Raw genomic sequence first — 18,871 nt, forward strand, 5'->3', positions numbered from 1 at the left:
CAATGCTCATTTAATTTAATGCCTAAGCAGCAGCGGCCGGTGCGAACGTAGCCTAGCCATTGCCTGATATAAATCTTCCAATAGCCCCTCAACATGGTCTAAGCCGCTGGTGCGTAGGCGGGTTTCCAGAGTCTCTACCAGCAATGCCAACTCAGGTGCACCGCAGTAGCGGCTGGCGCCATTGAGTCCATGTACCCAATCGAGCAGCGTGGGTAAGTTTTTTTGGGCAAAAGCAGTGCGCATATGCTGTTCACTCTCCTCGAAACTGTCGATCAGGCGTTTTAGCTGCTCCCGAGCTAAATGCTCTTTACCCCCAGCGAGGCGGGCGCCCATTTCAAGATCAACGACGGGTAACGTGGCGGGTGCCGTGTGGCTAAAGCGTGGCTTATTGACGGTGTTACTGCCGCGCTGTGAATAAAACGTCGTTGCGCTAGCGGCGGTCAGCCGATGGGTAACCCCCAAAAAGCGATTTAGCAACTGATCTAACTGTACCTCGTCAATCGGTTTTGTCAGCACGTCATCAAGGCCTTCCGCAAGCCACTGCTGGCGCTCACTGCTTAGCACATGGGCGGTAACAGCAATAATGGGACAGCGGGCCCAAGTGCTGCTGAGTCGGCGCAGCGCCTGGGTGGTCTGCACGCCATCCATCCCCGGCATACGAATGTCCATTAACACCATGTCAGCATTATCGGTGCGCGCGAATTCGAGCGCCTTATGCCCGCTATCTACCGTAATAACATGCAGTGTTGGATCTTCAAGCATGCTTTTGAGTAAGTCTCGGTTCGGCGCATTATCGTCGACAATGAGTAGTTTGAGTGGCTGGGATGACGCCGGTGGCGCTAGTAGTGCCGCATCGCTTTTATACGGTGTAAGTTCAGGTAGTAGCAGTTGTTTAAGCGATGCCAGCAGCTGAGCGCGGGAAAAGGGTTTGTAGAGTGTCTCCCCGCCATGGGTTAAGCGTAGCGGCGGCAGGTCAAAGCTATTGCCATTGGCTAAAATCAATGTGGGGTAGGGCGTTTGATCAATCACCGTTTGCCAGTAGGAGTGCCGTTCTGGGGTAAAATCGCCGTGTTCTAACCCTAATATCATTAGTTTCGCTGGCTCAGGGGCATCAAACGCAATCGGCTGTGCTTCCCAGCGTTCCAGTAAATGCTCGAGTACATGACGGGTAGGCGCGTGAGTTTCATATAAGCGAATAGTCGGGTTGGCCAGACTGATTTCCGGTGGCCGTTCGATCGCCTTGTGCGCAAGCATGGGCAGCGTGAACGAGAAGGTAGTGCCTATACCCAGCTCACTTTCGACCTCTATCTCTCCGCCCATGCGCTCAATCAATTGTCGGCAGATCGTAAGGCCAAGGCCGCTGCCACCGAATTGCCGCGAATGGCTGGGTTCTGCTTGGGAAAAAGCGCTGAAGAGGGCCTCCTGGTGAGCGTCGCTTAGGCCAATACCCGTGTCACTGACACTGAGATTGAGCACCACATGCTGGCCTTCAAGGTTGTCCAGCATGACGCGAACGATCACGTCGCCTGCATGGGTGAATTTAAGCGCATTGCCAATTAAGTTATTCAATACCTGGTGAATACGTAGCGGGTCGCCGGTCAGCGGTGTAGGGACGTCGTCATACACCATAGCCACCAAATGTAGCTGCTTGCGCTGGGCTTCTGGAGCATGCAGCCCAACAACCTCGTCAACCAGTGCGACAATATCGATATCTGCTTCTTCCAGGGTGAGGCGATTAGCTTCAAGCTTGGAAAAGTCGAGTACGTCGTTAACCAGCATGAGCAGATTGTCGCAAGCGCGGTGCACGTGCTGAAGCCATTCCTGCTGTCTTGTATCCATTGACGAGCGCCCCAGTAATCGGCAGAAGCCGATAATCCCGTTTAGCGGCGTGCGGATTTCATGGCTCATATTGGCTAAAAATTCAGACTTCACTGCGTTAGCTCGCAGCGCGCTGCGATGGGCCAAATCGAGCTTGATATTCTGCTCTTCAATGGTTTCCATTGACTCCTGCAGCTCGCTGGTGGCCTGTTCGATTTGCGTTTGCATATCCCGCTGGGCCTGCTGAAAGTGCTCGGCCAGGGCGTTAATATGGCTACTCAGGTGGTGAAGTTCTGCCGCATTAGAGGGCGCCAAACGTAATCGGTAATCACCGCGGGACAGGCGATAAAGAGCTTGGTTAGCTTCTTCGATAGGGCGGGTGGCATAGCGGCTGATGGCGAAAGCGACTAAAAACAGCAGCAGGCCTAGCAGCATGCCGCCTAAACTGAGACTGGCAATCAGCTTATAGCGCACTAGGGTAAGTGCCCGGGGGTCCATTTCGATGTCTAACCAGCCAACGCTACTATCGCTTGCTCTAACCTGGTCTGGGCTCACTTGTCTTGTATTAAGCTGGCCTGTACTGAACAGAGGCGTAACTAGCGGCAAACGCAATCGCCAAACATCCTCATTCATGATGAGTTGGTGATCAGTTGGGGCATCGAGCAGGGGTGAGTTGGAATGACCCAATAATATGAGGCGATCGCCTTGTTGATTAAATAGCGCAACCGATCTCAGTCCTTTCACATTGAGGAGTTGGCGAGCCAAGGCCTCCAGGCGCTGAGCATCAGCCTCTGCAACCGCGGTAGCAAGGCTTGGGGCTAATAACTCAACGGCACTTTCTAAGCGTGCTTGCTGTGCTGTGCGAGCTTCCGTATCACTCTGTATGACCAACAGTACGGCCATCATGGCGTATACCAGCAGCGGAAAACCGAGTAAGGCATAGAGAAGACGGGTGTTCAAAGACATGAAAAGAACTCGTTGATTCAATGAGGTTGCCTGTCCAGCCCAAGGCAGCACCGATATAATGCAGCATAACGGCGACGATAAGGAACATTCATGAAAGATCTTAAGGGCAATCTCAAGGGCTACCCCACGCTAGAAGATGTGGTTGGCAACACGCCCCTGGTACGCCTGAAGCGTATTAGCGCTGGGCGTAACAATACCCTATTGGCTAAGCTCGAAGGCAATAACCCCGCTGGCTCGGTTAAAGACCGTCCCGCGCTCTCCATGATCAATGAGGCAGAAGCCCGGGGTGATATTACCCCCGGCGATACGCTGATTGAGGCAACCTCAGGTAATACCGGTATTGCGCTAGCCATGGCGGCGGCGATTAAAGGCTATCAGATGGTGCTGGTAATGCCCGAAAACGCCTCGGAAGAGCGTAAGCAGGCGATGGCTGCCTATGGCGCTAAGTTAATTTCTGCGAGCAAAACGGGCGGCATGGAGGAGGCGCGGGATATTGCGGATGGCATGATCGCCAGTGGGGAGGGTAAACCGCTGAATCAGTTCGCCAACCCAGATAACCCGTTAGCGCACTACCGCACCACAGGGCCAGAAGTGTGGAAGCAAACCGGCGGCGAGGTGACTCACTTCGTCAGTTCCATGGGGACGACGGGTACCATCATGGGCGTGTCGCGCTATTTAAAAGAGCAAAACCCAGCCATTCAAATTGTCGGTTTACAGCCCGCTGATGGCGCGAGTATTCCCGGTATACGGCGTTGGCCCGAAGCGTACTTGCCGGCTATTTTCGAAGCGCCACGGGTAGATGTCACCCTCGATATTGGTCAGCAAGAGGCCGAAGAGCATATGCGCCGTCTGGCCCGTGAAGAGGGCATTCTGGCTGGGGTCTCATCGGGGGGCAGCTTAGCCGGCGCGTTACGCATCGCTGAGCAAACCGAAAATGCGGTGATTGTGTTTATCGTCTGTGACCGTGGTGACCGCTACCTTTCCACTGGCCTATTTGCCCCAGGAGTATAACCATGGCCATGTTGGGAAAACGGCGGCCGCCCAGGCCCGCGTCAGGTCACTCTGGGCTAGCGCGTACGCCGGGTGGTAAGGCTCCGCATACCGCTTTAGAGGATGCATCGCCGCTGGTCATTGAACGTTTGGCTCATGATGGGCGTGGCGTGGCCCACTCCGCCAATGGTAAAACGGTCTTTGTGGATCAGGCGCTGCCCGGTGAACAGGTGGACGTGGCGATTCATACTACCCGCAAACGCTTTGACGAAGCGCATATCAAATCGCTGCTGACGACATCGGAGCAGCGCGTCACACCGCCTTGCCCGCATTTTGGCCACTGCGGCGGCTGTGATCTGCAGCACCTAAGTGTTGACGCCCAGCGCGACCATAAACGTGAGGTGGTGCGCGATCTGTTTTCTCGCCAGGGTATAACGCTTAGCGAGATCGGCTCGATTCAAGGCAGCGATCAGGGCTATCGGCGTCGTGCCCGGCTGGGGGTCAAAGTCGACAGCCAGGGCACAACGCGCCTGGGCTTTCGTGCCGCCCATAGCCACCGCTTGGTGGATATTGAACGCTGCCCGGTGTTGGTCGATCCCTTACAGCGCCTTTTAACACCTCTGCGTGAGCTGCTGGGTACGTTAGAGGCGCCGCGTCAGGTAGGGCACATCGAATTATTGGCAACAGCGACCACGCAGGTCGTGTTGGTTCGTCAGTTAAAAGAGCACGCCGGGGACGCCGAACGCTGGCAAGCCTTTGCACAACAGCAGGAAGTGGCACTGGGCACTTGGTTGGGGCGTGAAACACCCACATTGCACTGGCATGGCGCAGCGCCAGCGCTTGAAGAGTCGTTAACCGTTACCGGCCAACCAGCGCTTAACTTAAGTTTTGCACCGGGAGATTTTTTACAGGTCAACGCCCCTGTTAACCAGCAAATGGTCGACCAGGTCATCCGGTGGTTAGCGCCTAAATCAGGGCAAAAACTACTCGACCTGTTTGCCGGTATTGGTAATTTTAGCCTACCCATAGCAGCAGCGGGTGCTGAGGTTCATGCAGTGGAAGGTAACCCCGCCATGGTGGCGCGCATTGCCATTAATGCTAAGCGTAACCAGCTGATGGTCAGCGGCCAGCAGGCCGATTTAAGCCACGCTGCCAGCGTTAATGAGCTGTTAACTGTTCATGGTGACAGTGATGCGCTGGTGCTCGATCCGCCACGTAGTGGCGCTGAAATTATTTGCCAGGCGCTGGCGCATCATCCGGTGCCCAGGGTGGTCTATATTTCCTGTGATCCTGCGACGCTTGCCCGGGATGCGGCACATCTTGTGCATGCGGGCTACCGGGTCAGGCAAGTAGTAGTGGCGGATATGTTCCTTCACACTGCGCATATGGAAACGCTGATGCTGTTCGAGTACGGGGACTAGATATTTCCCATCGCATCAAGCCACGGTGACGGCCGTGTAGAGACCGTCTCCCTGAAAGGATGAGTGATTGTCATGGTGAAAGTGCGTGAAGACCAGCCGCTAACTGCGAGCGGAAAGGTGGACATACAACAATGGTTAACGCGCCTGCAGGAGGATGTGCGCCTACGTGAGCCGGAGCGTTTAGTCGATGCCTGTGAACTCGCCGAGAAGTTGGAGCTTGAGGCCCCGCGCACCCATCGCGTATGGCTATCGCCAGGTTCTAGCTTTCGCATGGGCCTGGAAATGGCCGATATACTTGGCGAGTTAAAGCTGGACCAAGCCACGCTTGAGGCTGCCGTTCTCTACCGCGCGGTGCGGGAAGGGCTGCTAAGCCTTGAGTCCGTAACAAAGCGCTTTGGCGAAGAAGTGGCCAGCCTGATTGATGGCGTGTTGCAAATGGCCGCTATCAGCTACCCGCTGGCGCCTGACCATGGCATGGGCCAACACAATCAGCAGGAAAACCTGCGCAAGATGCTGGTCAATATGGTCGGCGATGTGCGCGTGGCGCTGATAAAAATTGCCGAACGCACCTGCGCGCTACGCCAGGTAAAAGACGCTCCCCGGGAAAAAAGTTTACAGGTGGCTCGGGAAGTCGCCGATATTTACGCGCCGCTGGCCCACCGCCTGGGCATCGGTCAGCTTAAGTGGGAGCTGGAAGATCTATCGTTTCGCTACCTGCATGAAGATGAGTACAAGGCGATTGCCAAGCTATTGGCGGAGAAGCGTCTTGACCGCGACCGCTATATTCACGATGTGGTCGAAACCATCAAAGGCTTGATGGAAGCCCAGCATATTCACCGCTATGACGTGGACGGGCGGGCCAAGCATATCTATTCGATCTGGCGCAAAATGAAGCGTAAGCGGATCGACTTCTCGCAAGTTCATGACGTGCGTGCGGTACGTATTTTGGTGCCGGAAGTGGCTGACTGCTACACCGTGCTGGGGATTATTCACTCGCGCTGGCACCACGTGCCGAATGAGTTTGACGACTATATCGCCAACCCCAAAAAGAACGGCTACCAGTCGCTGCATACCGCCGTGATGGGGCCGGAAAACAAGGTGCTCGAAATCCAGATTCGCACCTTCGCCATGCACGACGAAGCGGAGCTGGGCGTTTGCGCCCACTGGCGTTACAAAGGCCATGATACCAACGCCAAAAGCCGTAGCTACGAAGAGAAAATTGCCTGGCTGCGTCAGGTGTTGGAGTGGCAGGACGAAGTGGGCGGCTTTGGCGATCTGCGCGAAGGGCTCTCCAGTGATGTTGCCCCTGACCGTATTTACGTGTTTACCCCCGATGGTCACGTGATCGATTTACCGCGCATTGCCACGCCGATCGATTTTGCCTACCGGGTGCATACCGAAATTGGCCACCGCTGCCGGGGTGCGAAAATAAATGGGCGCATTGTGCCGCTCACTTACAAGTTGAAAACCGGCCAGCAGATCGAAATTCTGACCGCCACCAAAGGTGGGCCTAGCCGTGACTGGTTAAATCCCAGCTTAGGCTATGTGCGTACTTCTCGGGCGCGGGCCAAAATCCAGGCGTGGTTCAAGCACCAGGCGCGGGATCAAAACCTGGACGAGGGGCGCGTACTATTTGATCGTGAAATGCGCCGCCTGGATGTCGAGGGGCTAGATCTGCCCAAGCTGGCCAAGGCGGTCAACTACCAAAATGCCGAGGACATGTACGCCGCCATCGGCGCCGGTGACCTGCGTATCGGCCAGGTGCTGCACCAGGCTCAGCAGCTGTTTGGTGAAACCGATGACCAAGAGCAGCTCGATCGCCTGCTCGCCAAACCTAAGCGCCAATCCAGTAAAGCCACCAAAAGCGATATCACCGTGCTCGGTGTCGGCAATCTGAAAACCAGTATGGCTAACTGCTGCCGTCCGGTGCCCGGCGAGCCGATTATCGGCTTTATCACTCAAGGCCGTGGCGTCACCGTCCACCGCCAGGACTGCAGTAATATTCTGCAATTGCAGCTGGACGAACCCCAGCGCATTATCGAAGTGGAGTGGGGCGAACGCGCCCAGACCCGTTACCCGGTGACTATTGAAATTCAGGCCTGGGATCGCTCCGGGCTGCTGCGCGATGTCACGGGCCTGCTAGGTAATGAAAAAGTCAACGTACTTGCTGTGAACACGCTCACCGATACCGATGAAGGCATTGCCCGGCTGCGTATTACTCTGGAAGTCGACGGGCTTGAATCCCTGGGGCGTTTGTTCTCGCGCATCCAGCAGTTGCCCAACGTTACCGAAGTGCGCCGTTTGCGCAATGCTGACCCAGATCAACAAGCTCGCAAGGGAGGAGCATAATGCGCCACGGTATCGACGACCTGCTGACCTTGATGCAAGTGCTGCGCGACCGGGAACAAGGCTGCCCCTGGGATCTCCAGCAGGATTGGGACAGCATTGTGCCCCACACCCTGGAAGAGGCCTACGAGGTCGCCGACGCCATAGACCGACGCGCTTTTGACGAGCTACCCGGTGAGCTGGGCGATCTGCTCTTTCAAGTGGTCTACTACGCCCAGTTCGGCGCCGAAGAGCAGCGCTTCGACTTTGCCGATATCGTCGATACGCTGACCGCCAAAATGCTGCGCCGCCATCCCCACGTATTTCCGGAGGGCACCCTGGCTTCCCGCCGCCCACCAGGAGTGAGTGCCCAAGAGGTGCAAACCCAGCAGGTCAACAGCCGCTGGGAGTCTTTGAAGGCTGAGGAACGTGCCGAGAGAGCCGTTGAGAAACCCTCTGTGCTCGACGATGTGCCGCGTACGCTGCCGGCCCTTAGCCGCGCTGCCAAGCTGTCCAAGCGCGCGGCTCGGGTAGGCTTCGATTGGCCTGATGCGCGCGGTGTGGTGGCTAAAATTCGTGAAGAGCTGGCGGAAGTAGAAGAGGCGCTCGCCGCCGGTGATAAACAGCACGCCCAGGAAGAAGTCGGCGACCTGCTGTTTGCGGTGACCAATCTTGCCCGCACGCTTAATGCCGACCCTGAACAGTGCCTGCGCGCTACCAATACCAAGTTCGAGCGCCGTTTTCGTTTTGTCGAGCGCGAGCTTAGCGCTGCCCAGCGGCCATTAACAGAGGCTTCCCTAGACGAAATGGAAGTTCACTGGCAGGCAGCCAAAGCAGAAGAAAAACAATCTACCCATTCCTGATCTAATAATGACGCGACCCCTGCAAGGAGGCCATGCCAATGAGTCACGACCTACACGAATCTCTGCGCGATAACGTGCGTATTCTGGGCGATAGCCTGGGGCGAACCATTGCCGACGATTTGGGCCAAGCATTTGTCGATAAAATTGAAACCATTCGCGCCCACGCCAAGCGCGGGCGGCAGGGCGACTCGCTGCAGCAGCGAGAATTGATCGAGTACCTGCGTGAGCTGCCCGAGCGGGATCTGTTGCCGGTCACCCGAGCGTTTAACCAGTTCTTAAACCTCGCGAATATCGCCGAACAGCACTATCGGGCGCGCTTTCGCCGGGTAGAAGATTACAAGCCCGGCTCCCAGCCGGTGTTGGGTGAGCTGCTTGCGCGTGCCGAACAGGCAGGCAACTCACCGCGCAAATTGGTCGAGACCCTCGCCAATATGCGCGTTGAGCTGGTGCTCACCGCGCACCCCACCGAAGTTATTCGCCGAACCCTGATCCAGAAATATGATGCTATCGATGAGTGCTTAACCGCCATTGAGAGCTCCGAGGATTACCCGGAGCGTGGCACCCGCGCCCAGGGTCGCCTGGAAGAGCTGATTAGCCAGGCGTGGCACACCGACGAGATTCGCCACGAGCGGCCCACCCCGGTGGATGAAGCCAAGTGGGGCTTTGCGGTGATTGAAAATTCGCTGTGGCAGGCGGTACCAGATTTTCATAGAGATTTGGATAACCTGCTGCTGGATACCGCCGGTGAACGCCTGCCCCTGGATGCCGCGCCGATACGTTACGCCTCCTGGATGGGCGGCGACCGCGACGGTAACCCCAACGTGACCGCCCGAGTGACCCGTGAAGTGTTGCTGCTTGGCCGCTGGATGGCCGCTGATCTCTATCTGCGTGATCTTGAGCAGCTCAAAACCGAACTCTCCATGTGGAAGGCTAATAGCGCGCTCAAAGCCGAGGCGGGTGACGTAGCCGAGCCGTACCGCGAAGTATTGAAACGCCTGCTGGCGAAGATGGAGTCGACCCGCGATTGGGCCAAGGCCGAACTGGAAGGGCGCAACTATGACGGCGGGCCGATTATCGAAACCCGCGATCAGCTCTACTCGCCGCTGCTCGCCTGCTACCGCTCGCTATGTGATGTGGGCCTTGACACCATCGCCAACGGCGCGCTGCTGGATACCCTGCGTCGGGTAGCGGTGTTTGGTGTAACGCTGACCAAGCTCGACCTACGTCAGGAAGCCAGTCGCCATGCCCAGGTCATTGAAGAGCTGACCAGCGCCCTTGGTCTGGGCCACTACCAGGAGTGGGACGAAGCCAAACGTCAGGAATTTCTGCTTGAAGAGCTGACCTCCCGTCGCCCGCTGATTCCGCGCCGCTGGGAGTGCTCCGCCGAGTCTCGCGAAGTGCTGGATACCTTCAGAGTCATCGCCCAGGAGCATTCCGAAGCGCTGGGGACTTATATTATCTCCATGGCCGCTGAGCCTTCCGACGTGCTCACCGTGGCACTGCTGATGAAAGAGGTCGGGGGGCAGGTAACGCTACCTATCGCACCGCTGTTTGAAACCCTTAACGACCTGGATCACGCAGGCGATGTGGTGGATCAACTGCTGTCGATACCGGGCTACCGTTCGCTGATCGATGACCGTCAGGAGGTTATGATTGGCTACTCTGACTCGGCAAAAGATGCCGGCCAGTTGGCCGCTGCCTGGGCGCAGTACCGAGCCCAGGAGTCGCTGGTGAATGTGTGTAATCGACACAGCGTCGATTTAACCCTGTTCCACGGCCGCGGCGGCACCGTTGGCCGTGGTGGCGGCCCGGCCCACGCGGCGATACTCTCCCAGCCCCCCGGCTCGGTAAACGGCAGCCTGCGGGTGACCGAGCAGGGCGAGATGATTCGCTTCAAGTTTGGGCAGCCCGATATTGCTCTGCGCTCCATGGAGATCTACGCCTGCGCGGTGCTGGAAGCCACGTTATTGCCGCCCCGTGCGCCAGAACCGCACTGGCGTGAGGAGATGGATCAGCTCGCCAAAGTAGCGCATGGCGCCTATGTGGGCGTCGTCCGTGAAGACCCTGACTTCGTGCCTTATTTCCGCGCGGTCACACCAGAAGGCGCATTGGGTAGGCTGCCGTTAGGTTCACGCCCTACCAAGCGGCGTCAGGATGGCGGGGTGGAGACCCTGCGCGCTATTCCATGGATTTTCGCCTGGACGCAGATTCGCCTGATGCTACCCGCCTGGCTGGGCAGCGGCGAAGCCTTCTCGCGGCGTTTAGAGCAGCCTGGCGGCCGGGATGTGCTGCAAGAGATGCGCAATGAGTGGCCCTTCTTCGGCACTTACCTGGACATGCTGGAGATGCTGCTGGCCAAAGCCGATGTCGCCATTGCCGCTTACTATGAGCATCGCTTGGTCGATGAGCCCTCGCTGAAGGCACTGGGTAAAAAGTTACGCCATCGTTTCGCATCCTTGGAAGAAGCCGTGCTGGACATTCTTCAGCAGGAGAAGCTGCTGGAGAACACGCCGCTGATTCGCCAGGCGATCGATGTGCGCAACCCCTACATCGACCCGCTGCATGGCCTTCAGGCGGAGTTATTGCAGCGTAATCGCGACGCCGACGGGGCGATTAGCGCCGATCTTTCCCGAGCGCTGATGGTGACCATGGCAGGCATTGCGGCAGGATTGCGTAATACCGGCTAGGCATAACCGTATTTAATGACCAGGAGGCGTCGATGTCCTCAGATGCTCAAGCGGTACTCGACTTTTGGTTTGAAGCCTTGACGCCTGCTCAGTGGTTTAAAAAAGACCCTGAAATGGATCGTACGATCTCGCAGCGGTTTGGCGCACTGCATGCCCAAGCCGCGCGGTGCGAATGTTACGCATGGCGTGAAAGTGCCCAAGGGCGGCTTGCGGAAATCATTGTGTTGGACCAGTTCTCGCGCAATATCTACCGCGATGACGCCCGCGCCTTTGCCACCGATGCCTTAGCGCTAGTGCTAGCCCAGCAGGCGGTGTCCGTTAGTGCCGACGCTGAGTTAACGAGTCAGCAGCGGGCGTTTTTGTATATGCCCTATATGCATAGCGAGTCAGCGGCCATCCATGAAGTGGCGATGCAGCTGTTTGACCAGCCGGGGTTAGAGAATAACTACGACTTTGAAGTGCGCCATAAGGCGATTATTGATCGCTTTGGGCGCTACCCTCACCGCAATGCTTTGTTGGGGCGGGACTCTACCGACGAGGAGTTGGCCTTCTTAAAGGAGCCCGGCTCCTCTTTTTAACTGTTTGCTTATCCTCTTTCAGCCACGTGGCGTTTTATGTCGTTTCGAAAATCTACCCGTATCAATAAATATATTAGCGAGAGCGGGATGTGCTCTCGCCGTGAAGCCGACCGCTTTGTGGAGCAGGGCAACGTGTGGATTAACGGTCGCCGTGCCACCACCGGTGATCAAGTGGTGGCGGGGGACTTGGTTAAAGTAAACGGTCAGGAGATCGAGCCTCAGGAAGAGGAAGATTTAGTCCTTATTGCGTTGAATAAACCGGTGGGCATTGTCAGTACCACGGAGTCCAGCGAAAAGGACAATATCGTTGAGTTTGTGAAGCATGGTGTGCGTATTTTCCCCATCGGGCGGCTCGATAAAGACTCCCAGGGGCTGATTTTTTTAACCAATAACGGCGATCTGGTTAATAAAATTCTGCGCGCCAATAACAACCACGAAAAAGAGTACCAGGTGACGGTTAACAAGCCGATCACCGACGAGTTTATCGACGGCATGCAGAGCGGTGTGCCGATTCTTGGCAAGGTGACCAAGCGCTGCAAGGTGCAAAAAGAGTCCACCTTTGTTTTCACTATTACCTTGGTGCAGGGGCTCAACCGGCAAATTCGCCGTATGTGCGAATACTTCGGCTACGAGGTTACCCAGCTTATTCGCACGCGCATTATGAATGTGCCGCTCAAAGGCTTGGCCCTGGGCGACTGGCGCGATCTCACGCCTAAAGAGATCGATACCATTATCGCCCTGACTGAACGCTCAGAGGCGGCACCCGATAAGAAAAGTAAAGCTAAGCTGGAAAGGCCCAACTACAGCTCAGGGGCAGGAAAGGCAAAACCGCCTTCCGCGAAAGGGCGCCCGGCCAAAGCGGGCGCGAAGTCGGCTGATGCCAAAGCTGCCGGAGCTAAACCACCCGTCAAGGGTAAGAAAGCCGCCAGCGGAAAAGTCAGTGGAAAAACAGGTACCGGCCTGAAAGGCAGTGCACCAGGCAAACCGCACCCCAAGGCTGGTAAAGCCCCCGGTAAGCCCGGTGCTAAAAGCAAGCCTGGCGCTAAAGGTAAGCCCGTTGGTAAAGGCCGCGGTAAGCCAGCGGTGGGTGGCAAGGCTTCTCAGCGACGCAAGTAGCTCCTAACCATTCAAGAGTCTCAACTGTGATTCCAATTGTCGTCTTTTACGCTGTGATTAGCGTTATCGCCTATATCACTTATGCTATCGATAAAAAGGCGGCTATTAAAAACCGCCGTCGGGTAAGTGAGAAGTCGCTACATCTACTTGGGGTAGTGGGGGGCTGGCCGGGTGCGCTTCTGGCCCAACAGCGGCTGCGGCATAAAACCCAGAAAACCGCCTTTCAAGTGACGTTCTGGCTGACGGTTGTCGTAAATCTGGTCTGTGTAGGGTGGCTAATGGTTTCATTGAACCTCATTTAGCCACCCGATTAGCCACCCTATGCTGGGTGCCTACGTTCTAGTGTGATTGCCGGGCGCGAAAAGAAAATTAGCGATCAGCTCTTTGCCGCCTTCGGTGGCAAACGATTCCGGGTGGAACTGGATGCCGTGAATCGGGTACTCCCGATGCTTAACGCCCATCAGTTCGAATTCACCCAGTGCCTGCCAGCGGCCGCGCTGCTCAAAGTTATTCGCTTCAAGTGCGCCCACGGTGGCGGTCACTTCCAGGCACTCGGGCAGGGTGGTCGCATCGGCAATTAGTGAGTGGTAGCGCATTACCTCAAGCTGGTCGGGCACGCCGTTAAACACCGAGGCGTTATTGTGGTTGATCGGGCTGATCTTGCCATGCATCGGCAACGGCGCCTTCACTACTTTGCCGCCAAATACATGCACAATGCCCTGCATGCCCAGGCACACACCCAGCAGCGGGGTAGTCTTACCCAGTTTTTCGATCACCTCAGCGCACACGCCAAAGTAGCGTGGGTCATCCGGCGAGCCGGGGCCAGGTGAGATGATAATGCGATCCGGGGCCATGGCTTCGATAGTCTGGAAATCGATCTGATTATTGCGCTTAACCAGTATCTCGAAATTGGCCAGCCCGCCGCGATTCTTCTCCGTGGTTAGAATCTCACCTATGAACTGGTAGAGGTTATAGGTGAAGGAGTCGTAGTTGTCGATGATCAGCACCTTCATGTGGGGCTCTCCGTTTCCGTGCTCATAAAGGGGGTCAAGGCCTTGCGAGTGCCAGCAAATTTGCGGCGAATCTCTTCATATTCATCTTCGGCGTTGCTGTCATACACGTTGCCGCCGCAGGTTTGCACGTAAGCGCGCTCGCCGTTCACAAACACGGTGCGAATGGGTATCGCAAAGGTGCAGTCGCCGTTAAACGAGAACTGGCCCACTGCGCCGCCGTAGGGACCGCGACCGTCGGTTTCCAGATCATCGATGATTTTCATCGCCTCAATTTTGGGTGCGCCGGTGAGGGTGCCCGCGGGGAAGTTGCTGGCCAGCGCGGTAAACATATCTTCGCCTTCGGCGATAATGCCGACGATCTCGCTGGAGATATGCTGCACGTGGCTAAAGCGTTTGATATCCATCAAGCTGCGCACTTTCACCGTACCAAACTGGGCTACCCGGCCAATATCATTGCGGTGTAGATCCACAATCATATTATGCTCGGCGATCTCTTTGGGGTCGTTGAGCAGAGCCCGGGCGAGCTGGGTATCCTCCTGGGGCGTTTGGCCACGCAGCGTGGTGCCCGCCAGGGGGAAGGTTTCCATTTCCCCTTGGCGCAGCCGGAACAGAAGCTCGGGGCTGGCGCCAATCAGCTTCTGTTCACCAAATTTGACGTAGTACATCTGCGGCGAGGGGTTAATGGTGCGTAACTGGTCGTACAGCGCCAGGGTATCGCCTTTGATACTAAAACGCTTTTTAAAGCCGACTTCGCACTGGAACACCTTACCGTCGATAATATCCTGCTTCACCTTGGCCACCGCCTCGGCGTGCTCTGCCTGGCTCATGGTGTCGCCCAGCGCGGTGATTTGCAGCGGGCCTGCTGGCTCGTCGTCAGCATTGATCAACGTCTGCAAAAAGTCATAGCGGCTGTTGTCGTAATAGAAGTAGGTGACTTCCCCGGTCATCTTGTCGAGGATCAGGCCATCTTTGTAGAGCCCAAAGCGGAAGGTATCGAAATCATCGCTGGCTTTTAAGGTAAGCGATGGCTCGAAGTACTGCATGGCGTCATAGCTAAGATAGCCGCTTAGCCCGCCAGCGTACTTGCGGGAAATAATATTCTGCGGGATCAGGCTGCGCAGCAGTTCGTAGGGGTTGTCGCTCGGGTAGTGGTTGGCATTCCCGTTGCGGTCTTCAATGGTCAGCGTGTTGCCGTTGGCGTAGAGCGTGTATTCGGGGTCGAAGCCGATGATCGAGTGGCGCGCCATATGACTATCTTCGCCCAAAGACTCCAGCATGTAGCAGGTATCAAATCGACGCTCGATCTTCTGAAACAAGGCAAAGAAGTCGCAGTCCGCCGCCAAAGTCACGTAATGTGGTTTGCGTGGCAGCGTAAAAGGCTGCGGGCCTGGTGAGGCGTGCGTTTCAGCAGTGGTCATGATCAATCAGTCCGTGAAGAAGGGCTTGAAGAAGGTAACGTGGTAAGCGCACGAGAGCCCCGTGAAACCGTGGCGATACCCACGCCCAGGGTTTCGGCAATTTTGCGGTGGGGCACGCCTTCACGCAGCAGCTTAAAAATTTGTAGGCGTTTACTGATTTCTTGGTACTCTGCAGGCGTTAACAGGCTAGCCAGCGCGGCATCCATTGCTTTAGGTGAGTCAATGGAGAGCAAATGGCGAATGAGTTCAGCCTGGTAGTTATCGTCTGTTGTCATATGTGCCACCAGGTAATATGCGTTGTACTAGCGTACTAGTACGCTACCTGATTGCTCTGGGAAGTCAAGCAGCGCGTTTCTTTTTGAGGAGTCCCGATGACCAGTTATTTCATTCAGGCGTTTATTTATCTTGTAGCCGCGGTAATTGCAGTACCGCTTGCCAAGCATTTTGGCCTGGGTTCTGTGCTGGGTTACCTGGTTGCTGGGGTAGTGATTGGTCCAATCCTGGGGCTGGTGGGTCAGGAGACCACGACTATTCAGCACTTTGCCGAGTTTGGCGTGGTGATGATGCTGTTTTTGGTGGGCATGGAGCTTGACCCCAAGGGACTCTGGGCCATGCGCGTGCGTCTGCTGGGTTTGGGTGGGCTTCAGGTTTTGTTAACCGCCGCTGCGGGCGCCGCTATTGCCTGGTGGTTGGGGCTTGTCTGGCAAACAGCCCTGGCGGTGGGGCTGATTTTTGCGCTTTCCTCCACGGCGATTGTGCTACAAACACTCAATGAAAAGGGGCTCGCCAAAACGGAGGGTGGGCGCAGCGCTTTCTCGGTGCTTCTATTTCAGGATATTGCGGTGATCCCGATGCTGGCGCTAATCCCGCTTCTAGCGCTGCCTGAGTTGATGGGCACGGGCGGCGATGATGGCCATGCCAGCTTAAGCTGGGTCGCCCACTTGCCCGGCTGGGCGCACGCTTTAGTAGTCGTGGGTGCCATCGTGAGTGTCATCGTCGGCGGCTACTATTTAGTGCCACTGCTGTTCCGCTATGTGATTGGCTCTGGGCTACGCGAAGTATTTACCGCGACGGCCTTGATGCTAGTGATTGGTATTGCTGCGCTGATGAGTTTGGTCAATCTGTCCCCCGCTCTGGGTGCCTTCCTGGCGGGGGTAGTGCTTGCCAATAGTGAGTTCAAGCACGAACTGGAAGCCAATATCGAACCCTTTAAGGGGCTGCTGCTGGGGCTGTTCTTTATTACCGTCGGCGCGGGCATCAACTTTTCGATTCTGGCGGCGGAGTGGGGCACGGTACTTTCGTTAGGCGTGGCGGTTATCGTTGTCAAAGGTGCTATTTTGCTGGGCTTGGCGCTGCTATTCCGAGTGCATGGCAGCAACGGCTGGCTATTTACGTTAAGCCTTGCCCAAGCCGGTGAATTCGGCTTTGTGCTGCTGACCTACAGCGTTCAAAACAACGTGATTCCTACCGATATCTCCCAGGTGCTTTCGCTAGTCGTGGCGCTATCGATGTTCTTAACCCCACTGCTGTTTATAGCCTATGACCGGTTAGTACTTCCACGCTACCAAACAGCCAAAAATGATGACCGAGAGGCCGATACCATTGAAGAACAGGCCCCGGTTATCGTCGCGGGGGTGGGGCGGTTTGGACAAATTATCTGCCGCTTGTTGCGCGCTAATAATATCCCCATCGTGGCGCTGGATCTCGAGATTGAGCAGATCGAAAATCTGCGCAAAATTAACATCAAAAGCTACTTTGGTGATGCCAGCCGCTCCGACCTGCTTGAAACGGCGGGTGTAGAGCATGCTCGTTTGATCGTGATTGCTTTGGACGACCGTGATCGCGCCGTACAAATGGTCAAACATGTTAAGCAGTACTACCCCCATGTTTGGGTGCTGGCCCGTGCCTTTGACCGTGGGCATGGCTATCAGCTACGTGACGCGGGTGCTGATGATGTTGTCAGTGAAACCTACCATTCAGCGCTGGAGCTTGGCGGCCACGCATTGACGGCTATGGGCGTACACCCCATGCGTGCCAAGCAGATGACCTGGGCCTTTGTGCAGAATGAAGAAGCCCATGAGGATGAGCTGTTTGAGGCTTGGAAAGAGATAGACGGGGGAATTAGCTTCAGCCCCCGCTACGGTGAGCTGTTTATGAAGCTAGAGGAAGCGCTGAATAGCGCCATGCAGCAAGATTGGCACGAACCACAACGGGAAGATGTGCCGATCTGGACACCGCCTGAAATTGATCAGGGGCCCAAGTGATAGGAATGACGTAAATAATGACGGTTTGCTTTGGTGCGCTGATTTATTAAGTGAAGATCACATTCATGAGAAAGCTTATTCCGGCCCCGGGTGTCGTATTGGTACTGCTTTTCACTGACGGCACTTTTGGCACCTCGCTCTAGGGCAATTTCCATATCCAGGCTTGGTGCACTCATGCCGTGCAGCTGACCACTGTATTAGCGTCGTTTTATTTAGGGAATCTCCCGCCGGTAAAGTGAATAGCCAGCCACCCGCCACCGCTCACCCGTGCGGGTGTCGTAGTAACCCCCTTGGGCGCTACGACCTTCATTCTCTATCCGCCAGTCAGCACCGCCATCGTAGCTAACGGCGGTAACGTCTTTGCCCAGCAGGCTGCCTTCGTTAACCCCATCAAACAGCAATCCTTCTTCCGGGGTGATGTATAAGGCATAGCCCACTAGATCGCTATCGAACTCGTGTAGTTCAGCCAGTTGCTCTCCATTCCAGTGCCAGATAGACGTAGGATGGTGTGCTAATTGTTCCTTGGGCATCAGCGACATGGGGCGCCCTTTGCGGGCCAGTATATAGACCTCACCTTGCTCATTCGCGGCAATATCGTTAACACCGTAATCGCCTATCGCGACCTCGAAGCGTGGCTCGGTTTCTCCCCACGGTAGTGAGTAGATAACGCTTTCGCCACGAGCCTGATCGAAAAATGCCATGCGCAGTACGTTATCCTGACCTAGGGCAACTAGATCGAAACGCTCCCGTTCATTTTCCGGATCACGCGCTTCTGCTGGCACAGGGATTTCCTCCCAGTGCTCACCACCATTCTCGGTACGCCATATATGTGGTCCCCAACCAATCAGGTAGCCTCGCTGGGCGTCGAGAAAGCGAAATGTCGATATATTCTGATCTTCGGGCCAGCGCAATTTTTCCCAAGATTCCCCTTGGTCGGTGGATTTAAATAGCTGGGTGAGCTGCGGCGTGTAGCGCTCGCCCGGAGCAGGCTCCATGTGATAGTCCATCCATCCTGTCGAGAGATAGAGGGTATTCCAATCAGGGGAGAGCCACCAGTCGGCCTGCTGGGCTCCCTCTTCGAAGCGTCGCTCGACGCCATTTTCGGTATCACCGGCCAGGATACGTACTGTACGGCGGTTCGCTATTTCACTTACATCGCCCATCCATGGCTCGGTAGGCTCGGCTCTATTAGGATCACTTCTTTCCTCGCGTGGTTTGAAGGTCGTCTCGGGGTTCGTAAGTTTCATAGAAATTACTTTTTCACCCCGGATGCGGAAGTCCCCTGGGCCATAGGGTGTATCTTCTTTCATGAAATCGTTACTGACGCGCTCCCACATGCCACCACTCCCTATTACGTATCCTGTTATCGAAATGACCAGTACCGCCATTGCCCAACGAAAACGGCGCATATT

General features: G+C 56.0%; 14 protein-coding genes. 9 read left to right on the forward strand and 5 right to left on the reverse strand.

Translation table 11 applies throughout. The features are described 5' to 3' along the window. Window positions 1-15: 15 nt before the first annotated feature. Complete coding sequence (locus tag QEN58_RS07755) at window positions 16-2,784, reverse strand: ATP-binding protein (protein ID WP_280106532.1); 2,769 nt, start codon at window positions 2,782-2,784, stop codon at window positions 16-18. 90 nt (window positions 2,785-2,874) lie between these two features. On the opposite strand from QEN58_RS07755, the gene cysM reads away from it, so the two are divergent. From cysM to QEN58_RS07795, 8 genes are all read left to right on the forward strand, one after another. Further along, the gene (gene cysM, locus QEN58_RS07760; protein WP_280106533.1) at window positions 2,875-3,795 is read left to right on the forward strand and encodes a cysteine synthase CysM; all 921 of its coding nucleotides are present in this window, start codon (window positions 2,875-2,877) and stop codon (window positions 3,793-3,795) included. A 2-nt stretch (window positions 3,796-3,797) separates the two neighbouring features. After that, complete coding sequence (locus QEN58_RS07765) at window positions 3,798-5,195, forward strand: TRAM domain-containing protein (protein WP_280106534.1); 1,398 nt, start codon at window positions 3,798-3,800, stop codon at window positions 5,193-5,195. Between the two features lie 72 nt (window positions 5,196-5,267). After that, window positions 5,268-7,544: a GTP diphosphokinase gene (gene relA, locus QEN58_RS07770; RefSeq protein WP_280106535.1), complete on the forward strand. Its 2,277-nt coding sequence runs from the start codon at window positions 5,268-5,270 to the stop codon at window positions 7,542-7,544. After that, the gene (mazG, locus tag QEN58_RS07775; protein WP_280106536.1) at window positions 7,544-8,383 is read left to right on the forward strand and encodes a nucleoside triphosphate pyrophosphohydrolase; all 840 of its coding nucleotides are present in this window, start codon (window positions 7,544-7,546) and stop codon (window positions 8,381-8,383) included. Before relA ends, mazG begins: the two co-directional genes overlap by 1 nt. Before the next feature lie 38 nt (window positions 8,384-8,421). Continuing rightward, entirely contained in the window at window positions 8,422-11,070 is a 2,649-nt protein-coding gene (gene ppc, locus QEN58_RS07780) for a phosphoenolpyruvate carboxylase (protein ID WP_280106537.1), read from the forward strand. A 32-nt stretch (window positions 11,071-11,102) separates the two neighbouring features. Then, window positions 11,103-11,648, forward strand: coding sequence for a DUF924 family protein (locus QEN58_RS07785; RefSeq protein WP_280106538.1), 546 nt, complete (start codon window positions 11,103-11,105; stop codon window positions 11,646-11,648). Between the two features lie 36 nt (window positions 11,649-11,684). Further along, entirely contained in the window at window positions 11,685-12,764 is a 1,080-nt protein-coding gene (gene rluF / locus QEN58_RS07790; RefSeq protein ID WP_280106539.1) for a 23S rRNA pseudouridine(2604) synthase RluF, read from the forward strand. A gap of 26 nt (window positions 12,765-12,790) precedes the next feature. Beyond that, window positions 12,791-13,066, forward strand: a complete 276-nt coding sequence (locus QEN58_RS07795) for a DUF1294 domain-containing protein (RefSeq protein ID WP_280106540.1) — start codon at window positions 12,791-12,793, stop codon at window positions 13,064-13,066. Window positions 13,067-13,096: 30 nt separating this feature from the next. Here QEN58_RS07795 and QEN58_RS07800 read toward each other — a convergent pair whose 3' ends face one another. From QEN58_RS07800 to QEN58_RS07810, 3 genes are read right to left on the reverse strand one after another with little or no spacing between them, the layout of a single operon-like run. Next, a complete protein-coding gene (locus QEN58_RS07800) occupies window positions 13,097-13,777 on the reverse strand; it encodes an anthranilate synthase component II (RefSeq protein ID WP_280106541.1) in 681 nt (226 codons plus the stop codon). Next, on the reverse strand, window positions 13,774-15,195 hold the full coding sequence (locus tag QEN58_RS07805; protein WP_280106542.1) for an anthranilate synthase component I family protein: 1,422 nt from the start codon (window positions 15,193-15,195) through the stop codon (window positions 13,774-13,776). Before QEN58_RS07805 ends, QEN58_RS07800 begins: the two co-directional genes overlap by 4 nt. A 2-nt stretch (window positions 15,196-15,197) precedes the next feature. Next, window positions 15,198-15,470 carry a Trp family transcriptional regulator gene (locus tag QEN58_RS07810; RefSeq protein ID WP_280106543.1) on the reverse strand — a complete coding sequence of 91 codons (273 nt, stop codon included), beginning with the start codon at window positions 15,468-15,470 and terminating at the stop codon, window positions 15,198-15,200. Between the two features lie 96 nt (window positions 15,471-15,566). Between QEN58_RS07810 and QEN58_RS07815 the strand changes: the two genes are divergently transcribed. Then, entirely contained in the window at window positions 15,567-17,459 is a 1,893-nt protein-coding gene (locus tag QEN58_RS07815) for a monovalent cation:proton antiporter-2 (CPA2) family protein (RefSeq protein ID WP_280106544.1), read from the forward strand. Between the two features lie 212 nt (window positions 17,460-17,671). Here the strand turns inward: QEN58_RS07815 and QEN58_RS07820 are convergent, their stop codons facing one another. Continuing rightward, window positions 17,672-18,868, reverse strand: a complete 1,197-nt coding sequence (locus tag QEN58_RS07820) for a WD40/YVTN/BNR-like repeat-containing protein (RefSeq protein WP_280106545.1) — start codon at window positions 18,866-18,868, stop codon at window positions 17,672-17,674. Between the last annotated feature and the right edge of the window lie 3 nt (window positions 18,869-18,871).

Source organism: Halomonas alkaliantarctica (assembly GCF_029854215.1).
GTDB lineage: Bacteria > Pseudomonadota > Gammaproteobacteria > Pseudomonadales > Halomonadaceae > Vreelandella > Vreelandella alkaliantarctica_A.